The sequence below is a fragment of the Kiloniella antarctica genome, from assembly GCF_042682825.1.
Classification (GTDB): Bacteria; Pseudomonadota; Alphaproteobacteria; order Kiloniellales; family Kiloniellaceae; genus Kiloniella; species Kiloniella antarctica.
Window position 1 is genome coordinate 304255 of sequence record NZ_JBHUII010000011.1, and the last position, 12423, is coordinate 316677.

General features: G+C 42.6%; 11 protein-coding genes. 2 read left to right on the forward strand and 9 right to left on the reverse strand.

The features are described 5' to 3' along the window. Positions 1–54: 54 nt before the first annotated feature. From ACFSKO_RS17440 to ACFSKO_RS17450, 3 genes are all read right to left on the reverse strand, one after another. On the reverse strand, positions 55–348 hold the full coding sequence (locus ACFSKO_RS17440) for a hypothetical protein (protein ID WP_380254001.1): 294 nt from the start codon (positions 346–348) through the stop codon (positions 55–57). A 118-nt stretch (positions 349–466) separates the two neighbouring features. Next, positions 467–1327: an S-formylglutathione hydrolase gene (gene fghA, locus ACFSKO_RS17445; protein ID WP_380254003.1), complete on the reverse strand. Its 861-nt coding sequence runs from the start codon at positions 1325–1327 to the stop codon at positions 467–469. 71 nt (positions 1328–1398) lie between these two features. After that, positions 1399–2508: an S-(hydroxymethyl)glutathione dehydrogenase/class III alcohol dehydrogenase gene (locus ACFSKO_RS17450; protein ID WP_380254005.1), complete on the reverse strand. Its 1110-nt coding sequence runs from the start codon at positions 2506–2508 to the stop codon at positions 1399–1401. A gap of 239 nt (positions 2509–2747) precedes the next feature. Here ACFSKO_RS17450 and ACFSKO_RS17455 point away from each other — a divergent pair, with 239 nt between their 5' ends. After that, the gene (locus ACFSKO_RS17455; protein ID WP_380254007.1) at positions 2748–3569 is read left to right on the forward strand and encodes an alpha/beta hydrolase; all 822 of its coding nucleotides are present in this window, start codon (positions 2748–2750) and stop codon (positions 3567–3569) included. A 51-nt stretch (positions 3570–3620) separates the two neighbouring features. Here ACFSKO_RS17455 and ACFSKO_RS17460 read toward each other — a convergent pair whose 3' ends face one another. From ACFSKO_RS17460 to ACFSKO_RS17485, 6 genes are all read right to left on the reverse strand, one after another. Further along, entirely contained in the window at positions 3621–4079 is a 459-nt protein-coding gene (locus ACFSKO_RS17460) for a CoxG family protein (RefSeq protein ID WP_380254009.1), read from the reverse strand. Positions 4080–4160: 81 nt separating this feature from the next. Then, positions 4161–5522, reverse strand: coding sequence for a TRAP transporter large permease (locus ACFSKO_RS17465; protein ID WP_380254011.1), 1362 nt, complete (start codon positions 5520–5522; stop codon positions 4161–4163). Positions 5523–5524: 2 nt separating this feature from the next. Beyond that, positions 5525–6076: a TRAP transporter small permease gene (locus ACFSKO_RS17470; protein WP_380254013.1), complete on the reverse strand. Its 552-nt coding sequence runs from the start codon at positions 6074–6076 to the stop codon at positions 5525–5527. A gap of 117 nt (positions 6077–6193) precedes the next feature. Next, positions 6194–7174 carry a TRAP transporter substrate-binding protein gene (locus tag ACFSKO_RS17475; RefSeq protein ID WP_380254015.1) on the reverse strand — a complete coding sequence of 327 codons (981 nt, stop codon included), beginning with the start codon at positions 7172–7174 and terminating at the stop codon, positions 6194–6196. Between the two features lie 260 nt (positions 7175–7434). Next, positions 7435–8817, reverse strand: coding sequence for a sigma-54-dependent transcriptional regulator (locus ACFSKO_RS17480; protein WP_380254017.1), 1383 nt, complete (start codon positions 8815–8817; stop codon positions 7435–7437). Between the two features lie 6 nt (positions 8818–8823). Next, the gene (locus ACFSKO_RS17485) at positions 8824–10611 is read right to left on the reverse strand and encodes an ATP-binding protein (RefSeq protein ID WP_380254019.1); all 1788 of its coding nucleotides are present in this window, start codon (positions 10609–10611) and stop codon (positions 8824–8826) included. Positions 10612–10937: 326 nt separating this feature from the next. Here ACFSKO_RS17485 and ACFSKO_RS17490 point away from each other — a divergent pair, with 326 nt between their 5' ends. Beyond that, on the forward strand, positions 10938–12389 hold the full coding sequence (locus ACFSKO_RS17490) for a sodium:proton antiporter (protein WP_380254021.1): 1452 nt from the start codon (positions 10938–10940) through the stop codon (positions 12387–12389). Positions 12390–12423: the final 34 nt, after the last annotated feature.

Here is a 12423-nt window from a genome sequence, read left to right on the forward strand (position 1 = left end):
CATAAAAAACACGCTACAATTTTATGTAGCGTGTTTGAATATAATTTCTATTATCTAGATCAACGCTGTTGCTGGAAGCCCTGAAACAAGATCTCCGAGGATTTGCGCTTTTGCAAGAACGTTTGAATGAGTATCTATTGCACAATACCAATCAGCGACTTTGCCAAATGCGCAGAGGAGGTTACTGTTATCTGCGGTGAGGACAGCGACGACTTGTTCGCCGTCTTTTGTTGCGAGGGGTAAGATCTCACCAATATCGCCACTTTTTACATTCTCTTTGTAAAAAGCTTGAATAAGATTAATATCTTTGGGGGTAAGACTATCACTTGAAACGAGTACATCAGACATACTTTGCCTCTCTACTAAATAAGCCACTACCTGCGGCGGAATAGAGATCATGCCATTGTATTCATCACTAATTCCTTAACGTGTCTTCAAAACAATTATTTATTTAGAAATCTGATTATTATAGTGCATCAAAATGGTGGCGTATATGATCTTCAATGAAACTCGCCATAAAGAAATAACTATGATCATAGCCTTCTTGAAAACGTAGTTTTAGGGCTTGTCCAACTTGCTCACATACTATTTCCAACAACTCCGGTTTTAATTGCTCTTTTAAAAAGTTATCCGATAACCCTTGGTCAATAAACAAGGTAGCTTTACTGGGGGATGTTTTTATCAATTCCGTGGCATCGTATTCTTTCCAACTGTCTTTGTTAGAACCAAGGTATCCCGTAAATGCTTTCTCGCCCCAAGGACAATTCATCGGTGCACAAATCGGAGCAAAAGCAGAACAGGATTTAAACAGGGTTGGATTTTTTAAATGAATGGTGAGAGCACCATGTCCGCCCATTGAGTGACCTGTTATTCCTTGTCTTTTCATATCTGCACTGTCGAAATTAGATGTGATTACATCCTGTAGCTCTTGAGTTATATAACTATACATATTGTATGATTTTCCCCAAGGTTCTTGAGTTGCATCAAGATAAAATCCTGCTGCAGAACCAAAATCATAACTATCATCTTCGCCGTCAATGTCTTGACCACGAGGGGAAGTGTCTGGTGCAACAAAGATCATTCCAAGTTCACTGGAAATCCGTTGGGCACCGGCTTTAACTGTCACATTGTCTTCGGTACAGGTCAGCCCAGATAGATATGTTAGTACAGGTACTTTTTTTCCTTCGAGCGCAGCAGGAGGGAGGTAAATTGCAAAGCGCATAGACCCGTTACAAACTGTGGATACATGGCTGTAGACACGCTGTAGACCCCCAAACATCTTATTTTCGCTGATCAGTTCCAGATCGGTATTTTTTGTGTTGTTCATTTATCAGGGGCCTAATTTGTCATCGTAAGGGAAAAGAAGAGGGACACCGATAAAAGGTGCCCCAACTATTATTAATACTGCACCACAGAACGGATAGATTCACCGCTGTGCATCAGATCAAAAGCAGAGTTAATATCTTCGAGTGGCATTGTATGGGTAATGAGATCATCAATGTTGATCTTGCCATCCATGTACCAGTCTACGATTTGTGGAACATCTGTACGGCCACGGGCACCACCAAAAGCAGTCCCTTTCCATACGCGACCTGTCACCAGTTGGAATGGACGGGTAGAGATTTCCTGTCCAGCACCAGCAACACCCACGATAACGGAAACACCCCAACCTTTGTGGCAACACTCAAGCGCTTGACGCATTGTGTTCACATTACCAATACACTCAAAAGAATAATCAGCACCACCATTGGTGAGATCCATGATTGCTTCAACGACATTGCCGTCGATTTCTTTAGGATTGATAAAGTCGGTCATACCGAACTTTTCACCTAGGGATTTGCGGTCGTTATTGAGATCAACACCAATAATTTTATTGGCACCAACCATGCGTGCACCCTGAAGGACATTCAAGCCGATACCGCCAAGGCCAAATACAACAACGTTTGAACCAGGTTCTACCTTTGCTGTATTGATCACAGCGCCAACACCAGTGGTAACACCACAACCAATGTAGCAAACCTTGTCAAAGGGGGCATCTTCACGGATTTTAGCCAAAGCAATTTCTGGCAAGACACTATAGTTGGCAAAAGTAGAGCAGCCCATATAGTGACGCAGTATTTTACCGTCCATAGAAAAACGGCTGGTACCATCCGGCATCAAGCCTTGCCCCTGTGTTGTCCGGATTGCCTGACAAAGATTGGTTTTAGGGTTTAGACAGTAATCACACTCACGACACTCTGGTGTATAGAGAGGAATGACGTGGTCACCTTTTTTAAGTGAAGTAACGCCTGGACCAACATCGACAACAACACCAGCACCTTCATGACCAAGGATAGTTGGGAAAAGGCCTTCGGGATCATCACCGGAGAGGGTAAAGGCATCTGTATGGCAAACCCCAGTTGCTTTCATCTCAACAAGAACTTCCCCGTGACGAGGGCCTTCTAGCTGGACGGTTTCAATGGTCAGTGGCTTTCCTGCGCCCCAGGCGACTGCTGCACGAACATCCATGATCTGGTACTCCCTGATATTCTAAACGAAATTAACTTGAATTTAGTTTATTGTTTCAACTTATTACCTCAAGGGCAACAGTGTATAAATTCTTCCTCATCTATGAAATATTTAAGAAGACACTTCATGCCTTTTTCCGACAATCTTTTGTCGTACACATGCTATATCTTAATGGATCTTGCTGGTACCAAAACATTTTTCAGGTGAGAGTATAAATTATGAATTTTAGGAGCCTGCTAATGAATTGGATTCTGTTCGCTGCGACGTTTTACATCGTCGTTCTGGTTGCTATGTATCTGCTTCAGACGCGATTGGTGTATCCGGGATCAGATTTACGCAGTAAACCTGAAGCTTACGGGGGTGTTGGTGTTCAGGAAATCCAATTAAAAATGGCTGATGAGGTTCAGTTAACACATTGGTTTATTCCACCGAGAAAAAAACACTACCCCGTTGTTGTTGCTTTTCATGGCAATGCTGGCCACACAGGCGATCGTCTTGCCAAACTCAAATATTTTACGGAAATGGGGTTCGGATTATTTCAGGTAGAATACAGAGGCTATGCTGGGCATGAGGGGACACCTTCGGAGCAGGCCTTTAAAGCTGATGGTTTGAGTGCCTTAAAGTGGTTGTCTGAACAAGGATATAACAAAGATAAGCTCATTATGTATGGGGAATCCCTTGGAACGGGGATGGCGGTATGGCTTGGTTCCCAGTTTCCTGTTCAGGCCGTAATACTGGAAGCGCCTTACAGTTCCATTGCTGACGTTGCGCAAGCCAAATACTGGTTCCTTCCTGTCAAATATCTTTTAAAAGACAAATGGCGCTCTGACCTATCAATTCAGGATGTAAAAGCGCCTGTCTTTCTTTTTCACGGAGAAAATGATGAGGTTATTCCGATTGCTTTGTCTCGAAAGTTATTCGAGTTAATACCCAACGATAAACAGGCGATCTATTTTGAAGATGGGTACCACATGGATCTCTATGATCATGGTGCGGAAAAGAATGTGCGTGAATTTTTACAAGAGTTTGTGATCGGAAAATTGAATACGTCATCCCCTTAAACCCAAATTCATAACAAAATTCCAAGCTAAGGGGAATTGTTCGGCAGGTTTTTAAACCGCCTGTTGTTGGCTACTGAGGACCTGATCAAAACGTTCAAAAAAATCATCAGCGAGTTTTTGGGCGGTTTTGGTCACAAGCTTTGTTGCCAGGTCGGCAATGGTGCCTTGCATGTCGCCTGAGGCTTTGAACTCCAAAAGAGTGGTTATTGCATCTTTTTCTATCAAGACAACATTTGCTTTGCCTTTTGCTAGGCCCGCGATTTTCCCCTGACCCTCTGCACTCATTACGTAAGAATTGGGTGCATTAATGTCAGAAATTGTAATCAGGCTTTTAAGCTGTGGCTTTATGAAACCGAGCTTAAAAGAAAACACGGCAGTGAACTCTGTATCACTATGACGAATTGCTTCATCACAACGGGGAATAGCCTGTTTTAAAACCTGGGGATCGTTCATGGCTTCCCAAACTTTTTGTCGTGGTGAGTTGATAATATAACTACCCGTCATTTCCATCGTTTAAATTTCCCCAGTGGTGCGTATAGATGCGTGTATATATACGTTAAGAAAAAGGGGAGCCAAGCTCCCCTTTCTAATTTATCTCTGAGCCCCATAAACGAGATCAGGTAAGAAAGTCGAGATTATTGGTACATAGGTAATCAGTACCAAGAAAGCCAGTAAAATCATCAACCAAGGGAGCGCGGCCTTTACGACAGAAAGTATCGGCATGCCCGTTATTCCTGCTGTGACAAAAAGGTTTAATCCTACAGGAGGTGTGATCATACCAATCTCCATATTTACGACCATGATAATACCAAGGTGAATGGGATCAATACCAAACTGGATTGCAATCGGGAAAAGGATCGGTGCCATAATCAATAAGATGGCAGATGGTTCCATAAAATTCCCGGCAACAAGCAAAAGAATATTGACTACAACCAAGAACATCCAGGGTTCAAGACCTGCACTTGTAATCGCAGCTGTTATTGTCTGAGGAATACGCTCTGTCGTTAGTACATGCGCAAACAGCATTGCATTGGCGACAATAAATAACAGCATGATCGTGACTTTTGAGGCTTCAAGAACGGTCTTTTTAACCTCTGGATCAAAAAAGCTTTTCGGAAATGCAATAATATAATCACTAATGCCGAGTGAAGAGGAATCTCTTCCTTTAAGTGGGCCCATATCTTTGTAAACAAAGACAGCGATAATATAAGCATAAACGGAAGCGACTGCTGCGGCTTCTGTCGGGGTAAAGATACCGCCGTAAATACCGCCCATAATTATTACAATAAGTAACAAACCCCAAATAGCTTCACTAAAAGCACTGAAAACTTCAGATGCAGATGCCTTGGGTAATTGAGGAAGTTTCTTTACACGCGCAGCAATGTAAATACCTATCATTAGCATTACACCTGCAATGATGCCCGGAATGACACCAGCCATAAACATACGACCAACAGATACATCTGTTGCTGCAGCATAGACAACCATGACAATCGATGGGGGAATCAGTATGCCTAATGTTCCTGCATTGCATATCACACCAGCGGCAAAATCTTTTGAATAGCCTGCCTTTTGCATGCCTGCAATCACGATAGATCCGATAGCGACAACCGTTGCAGGAGAAGATCCAGAAACAGCGGCAAAAAGCATACAAGCCAATACAGATGCTATCGCCATACCTCCACGAAGATGGCCAACACAATCCATTGCAAAGCGTATTAATCGACGCGCCACTCCTCCGGTGGAGAGAAATGCCGAGGATAAAATGAAAAATGGAATAGCAAGAAGGGTGTAATGCTCCATTGTTTCAAAGAACTTTAGTGATATTGAGCCCAATGAGTCATTAGAGAAGAATATAATGGTAGTAAGGCTGGCTAGTCCGAGTGAAAAGGCGATAGGAGTGCCGATTAGAAGTAGTAGAAATAACAAAATAAAGAGGACAGCGATTGCCATGATTATTCTCCCTCTTTCTTATTGTTATTTAAATCATCATCCATGAATTGCTCAATTGCATCTTTGCTTTCGTCACCAAGAATAGACGTTGATTCTTTATTGGTAAGGATTGTCCAAAAAGCTTGAAGTAAACGAAATATCAGTAAACCCATGCCAATAACAAGAATACTTAAGAAGAGCCATTTTTCGACAGGCATATCATGAGTTTCGATGCCAATTTTTTTCAACTTTCCAACATAGATCCATCCACCATAAAACATGATGGCACCGTAAATGATTGATGCTGTTACGGCTAAAAGTCCAAATAACCTTTGTATTGGTGTGTTAAATATTTTGACGAAGGCATCTACGCCAATATGAATATGTGTTTTAACGCCATAGGAAATACCAAAAATGACGAGCCAGGCGAAGAGATAAGTGGTGAGTTCCAGCGCCCACAGAGCCCCGCTATTGAAAACGTATCGGGCTACGACCTGCGAAAAGGTGACCAGTACCATTGAGGTCATAAGTAGGGCGATGAAGCTTTCCTCTATGTGCGTGATGATTTTGCTCATGGGATAATGCTTCCGGATATCAAAAAGGAGGGCTGTACTGGACCCAGTAAGCCCTCCCTATATTAACAGATCAGAACGAAAAGGCCCTAGTCTTCTTGAAAAAGGCCGAAGACTTCATTAATTAGAGGCTAAAGCCGCATCAATCATGTCCTGACCGATATCATCTGTGAACTGTTTCCACACAGGAGAGAGTTTCGCGCGCCAAGCTGCTTTTTGTTCTGCAGTCAGAGTACGAACAACACCACCGGCATCGATAACTTTCTGTTTATTATCTTGGTTGATCTGGGCAGAGATCGAGTTACGTTCTTGTGATACTTCAGCAAGAATGCGCTCTAGATCAGCACGGATATCGGCTGGAAGCCCGTCCCAAAATTCAGAAGATGTTACAATAAGGTAATCGAGAATACCGTGGTTACTTTCGGTAATGCCGTCTTGAACTTCGTAGAATTTTTTTGTGTAGATGTTTGACCAAGTGTTTTCCTGACCATCAACAACGCCTTGTTGTAGGGCGCCATATACTTCACTGAAAGCCATCTTCTGTGGGTTTGCACCAAGTGTTTCAAAGTTGGCAACCAAAACATCTGATGTTTGTACCCGGAATTTCAAACCATCAGCGTCACTTGGATTAACAAGCGGCTTGTTTGCAGAAATTTGTTTCATACCATTGTGCCAGTAACCAAGAGCACGAAGACCATTTGCTTCCATAGCTCCAAGAAGCTCTAGCCCTTTCTCACTGTTTTGAAAACGATCAACTGCAGCGATATCATTAAAGAGGAATGGCAAGTCATAGATACGATATTTTTTTGTGAACTTCTCAAATTTTGAAAGAGAAGGTGCGGCCATTTGAAGGTCGCCAAGAAGAAGGGCTTCTAGGGCTTTATCATCGTTATAAAGAGTAGAGTTTGGATAAACTTCAACAACGACTTTACCAGCCATTTCTTCGTTTACTCTTTTTGCAAAAAGAGCCGCGGCTTCACCCTTAGGGTGGCCAGTTTCTTTAGTAACGTGGCTCAATTTGATGACAATAGGTTCAGCCTGAACAGCAAAAGCACTGAGTGCAACACCAGCAGCTGCCAAAAGCAGAGTAAGTTTACGCATAAGTATCCTCCCAAAGGATCAGTTTTTATTATTTGTTAAAATATACAATTCGCAAATCTTATAGGTAACGATTGCTATTTACCTAACTGTTATATCAGCAAAGGATGTGCCAGTTTAATGAATTTGTAATATGTTGTTTTTAAAAGATAATAACCATACGTAATAATGTTGCTGGCAAGTGTTTGCCTATGTCTGTTCTATGTATCGGCGGAAATTCGCCGATATTTGTCGTTTTTAGCCAGCTGTTTTAGTGCATACCCTTATTCATGATCTGCTCTTTTGAGATTATATTTAACCATTTTCTCATTCAGAGTTCTCCGGGGAATGGAGAGTTCTTCCATCACAGCTGCGACATTTCCCTTGTGGCGATCCAATGACGCGAGAATAACGTTTCTTTCAAACAAACGGACCTGTTCAGCCAGTGGAAGGTATGTCCTAGCTTGGGTTTCTTTTTCGCTGTTTAAAATTATTGAGAGCTTTTCTTCAGATGGTCTTGTCGACAAGGCATAACGTTCTGCGGCATTTCTGAGTTCCCGCACATTTCCCGGCCAATTGTGTGCCATGAGACTGGCGATACCTTCTGGTCCCGGCATTTCAATCTCACGGCCAAAGGTTTCCGCCGCACGCTTGGCGAGAAGGCGAAAAAGAATAGGGAGGTCGTCCTTACGCGCTCTAAGAGGAGGGATCGCCATGACAAAGGTGGCTATTCTGTAATAGAGATCTTCTCGTAATCTTCCTGCTGCGATGGCTTCTTCAGGTGGCTCCTGAAGGGCAGCGATTAAGCGGAACTGGACGGGCTTTGATGTGTTCGCGCCAAGAGGCACGACCTTGCGTTCTTCAAGGGCTCTTAGGAGCTTGGCCTGTAATTCCATAGGCATGGAAGAAAGCTCATCTAGGAAAAGTGTACCTTCGTTCGCGGCTTCTAATTTGCCCATTCTCTTGGTTTGAGCCCCTGTAAACGCACCCTTTTCATGACCAAAAAACTCACTCTCTGCCATTTGTTCGGGAATGGCGGCACAGTTGACAGCAACAAAATTACCAGAGGGGTTGGGGCCAAACTCGTGAAGGCAGCTTGCTACAACCTCCTTACCGCTTCCGGTTTCTCCTTGAATGAGAACCGATGCATTCGTTGGGGCTATATCCATTATGTCTCTTTTGAGAGACCGCATAATCGGGTTGGCGCCAACAAGTCTGGCATCAAGACCCTCAGCCGCAAAAAGATCTCGTTTTAGGGCACGGTTATCAAGAACCAGGGCGCGTTTTTCAAGTGCACGTCGGACTATGTCTAAAAGATGTTCTGGTTCGAAGGGTTTTTCAATAAAATCATAAGCACCAATACGCATGGCTTCTACCGCCATCGAAACATCACCGTGACCCGTTACCAGAACAACAGGAATGTTGGCGTCTATATTTTTTATTTCCTTTAAGAGCGAAAGTCCGTCCATTCCCGGCATTTTGACATCTGAAATGACGATACCTGCAAAATGCCAGTCAAGTTTCTCTAATGCAGAGCGGGCATCTTGAAAATCTTCAACGGTTTCGTGACCAGCCAATTCTAACCATTGACGGGTTGAGACTCTTATCGCTCTTTCGTCATCGATCAGGAAAACGGGACCGTCTATTTTAGAATCTGTATCTTTCATAAGGTATTAGTCCGTTGGTTTGTTCGATGATGGAAATGTAATCAAGAATTCAGCCCCGCCAACTGCATTGTTCGTAGCTTCTATGTGCCCAGTAAGGTCTTTCACAATGCCATAAGTAATGGATAGACCCAATCCCAGTCCTTCATTGTTTATTTTGGTTGTGAAAAATGGATCATATAGTTGATTTATAACTGTGTCGTTTAACCCAGTACCGTTGTCTCTGACGCGAATTACTACGTTAGAGTCTTTTTCTTCAACAAATATTTCAAGCCTTTTTTTGTCAATATGTTCCATTGCATCAATTGCGTTGCGTAATAAGTTGATAAAAACCTGTTCCAGTCTTACCTCATCCCCTTCGACAAAGAGGAGATGTTTGGGAGGCATTATAGTAAGAACAACATTTCCTGAATCCAAAAGAGGCTGAACGAGTGCTATCGCGCGTGAAATGGCTTGCATGATCTCGACATGTTCAAGTTTGCTAGGTGCTTTCCGTGCAAAGGTTTTTAATTGCCCGGTTATCGCGCCCATTCGTTCGGTTAAGGAGGTGACATTTTGTAAGGAAATATCCAGCTCCTCTATCTTGCCTTTCTGCAGAAGGAGCCGAGCACTAGCCACAAAAGTTCTCATTGCAGCAATGGGTTGATTAATTTCGTGGGCGATTGCTGCGGACATTTGTCCTAAAGCGGCAAGTTTTCCTGCTTGTACCAATCCATCTTGTGCAGAGCGGAGTTCTTTTTCTGTTCTGCGTCTCTCAACAATTTCGACTTCCAATTGCTGGTTAATGGCCTGTATTTTTTCGCTCTCTAAAGCTCTGCGACTTGAAATCTGTTTTTGTCGACGTTCTCTGATAAAGAGAGCAGCAACGAATATTGTTATAAGAAGTACAGATCCTATCGCGATTGTTGTTCGCTGACGTTCTTTAATTAAATCTACAGGAAAAAGATAGTGTAAATTCCACCTTTGGTTTGTGATAATCCAGGTTGTTTCAAGATACTTCCGTTTGTTAATTTCAATAATTTTTTCACCCGCAAATTTCGCCGATTTATAAGTTAATTGTTCTAAACTTGAGTTACCATATTGTCGAACCGACTTTATTTGTTTCATTCTTTCTGACGTGATCGGATTAAGCGTTTTGTATAGCCAATCATCTCTGCTAGATAAAAAGATCACGGAGTTCTCATCAGAAATAAAAACTGTTTCGCCGCCATCTCTCCATTGTCGTTGAAGTGGAGCAAGGTTTACCTTGACGATAACAACACCGACGATGCCTTCTTTTTCATAAACAGGGTGGGACATGTAAAATCCAGGTATCCCGGATGCGATTCCAATGGCAAAGAAACGGCCTTCTTTCCCCTGCATAGCGTCTAAAAAATAGGGTCGAAAAGAATAATTGTGACCGACAAAGCTGTTTATATCCTTCCAGTTCGAAGATGCGAGTGTATTGCCCTTGTTGTCCATGACATAAAGAACGTTTGATTCTGCTTTGTTATTTGTCGCTGACAGAGATCTGCTTACCGTATTGGAAAAATAAGGATCTGATCTGGACGTTGTTAGCAGCTGCTTAATATCCTCGTTTCCCGATAAGACAAACGGGAGGTAACGATATTTCTCCAAAGCTCCGGTTAATGTACCTTGATAAAGGCTAAGACGTTCTTTAGCGACCTGCCTTAATTCCAGAGCGGTGCTAACTCCGACCCAGTGGCTGGTAAGCCATGTGAGTACAATCCCGAGCGTTAAAAATAGCAACCACCCATATAGGATCTTTTTTGAGACATCTCTGTTCTTATTTAACATAACTGCGAGGCTATCAATTTCTCTTATGAGGGATAGGAGGGGTGTAGAGTATCAGAAGGCTTGCAGCCAATTGGATGCTGGAAAGTATAATCGACATTTAATCAGAGAGAGAAGGCTTTATATTAAAACCCGAATTATTAATAGCGTTTCATTTTGTGGAATATTTGTAACAGAAGCTTCTATCGTCATCAGAGGGTATACTCATGAGGCAAGCTTGCCTTGTCTTTGCTGTGTAATGTGGTTAAGAAAAAGGCATAATATTCAAATTTAATTACTGTTTTCAGTTTTTAGTAAAGTAACCAGATACGAACGAGTAAGAGGAAAATATGACTCTAATAACAAGAATGAGTCGGTTATTCGCATTATGTCTTTCAGCTGTAATAACCTTAACTATTCCAGAAATGGCTATGGCTGCAAGCGAGGGCGCACCTCATTTAGATGGCCAAGGCTTGGGCTTGATCTGGGTTGTTCCATTTGCGTGTATGCTGCTTTCTATTGCAATTTTCCCCTTAGTGGCTCCACATTTTTGGCATCACCATTTTGGAAAAATTTCAGCATTTTGGGCTGCAATGTTCCTTATTCCTTTCACTTTTTTCTTTGGGTTTGAGCTTGCCCTCTACGAAACACTGCACGTTAGTTTACTTGAATATTTTCCTTTCATTATATTGCTTTTTTCTTTGTTCACTGTCGCTGGTGGCGTTCGGGTCAAAGGGCATTTAAAAGGCAAGCCCGGTCTAAATACGACGATCCTTCTGATAGGTACTGTACTCGCTAGTTTTATGGGCACGACCGGGGCTGCGATGCTCTTGATCCGACCACTTATCAGAGCTTTGGAAGGCCGAAAACATAAAACCCATACGATTGTTTTCTTCATTTTTCTCGTAGCCAATATTGGGGGCTCACTAACCCCTTTGGGTGATCCTCCGCTCTTTTTAGGCTTCCTTAAAGGGGTCGATTTCTTTTGGCCGACATCTCATATGTTTGTACCGATGTTGGTGCTTTCTGCCATCCTGTTGAGCGTTTATTTCCTATTGGATAGTTACCTCTATAAAAGAGAAGGACCTATTGTTGAGACTGTTCCAACAAAAGAACAGAATGTTGCTTTTGGTTTAGAAGGGAAGACTAACCTTATCTTGCTACTTGGTGTGATTGGTGCCGTCTTGATGTCTGGGATTTGGAAGCCTGGCGTCTCTTTTGAGGTGTATCATGTACATGTCGAGCTTCAAAATCTGGTGCGCGATGCAATCCTTCTCGCCATCGCTTATCTATCTATGCGTCTTACTGATGACAAAAGTCGTGTTAAAAACGGTTTCAGTTGGTTCCCAATACTTGAAGTCGGGAAATTGTTTATCGGAATTTTCATCACAATTATTCCGGCAATTGCGATCTTGAAAGCGGGGACAGATGGTGCTCTTGGGGTTATTGTCGAATCTGTAAGTACGGAAAATGGGGAGCCTGTGAACTATATGTATTTTTGGGCGACTGGTTTATTATCCAGCTTTTTGGATAATGCCCCAACATATTTGGTTTTCTTTAACACGACGGGGCTTGATGTCAGTGTATTGACTGGCGAAATGTCGAATACTCTGCTGGCAATTTCTGCAGGAGCGGTCTTTATGGGGGCAAACACCTATGTTGGTAATGCACCGAACTTTATGGTTCGATCAATTGCAGAAGAAACCGGCGTTCCAATGCCAAGTTTCTTTGGATACATGCTTTGGTCAGGCGCAATCTTGATCCCTTGCTTTGTTCTTCTGACCTTTATGTTCTTTATCTAAAAATTAAACCCAACCACAAAAAAAGCCCTCTTCG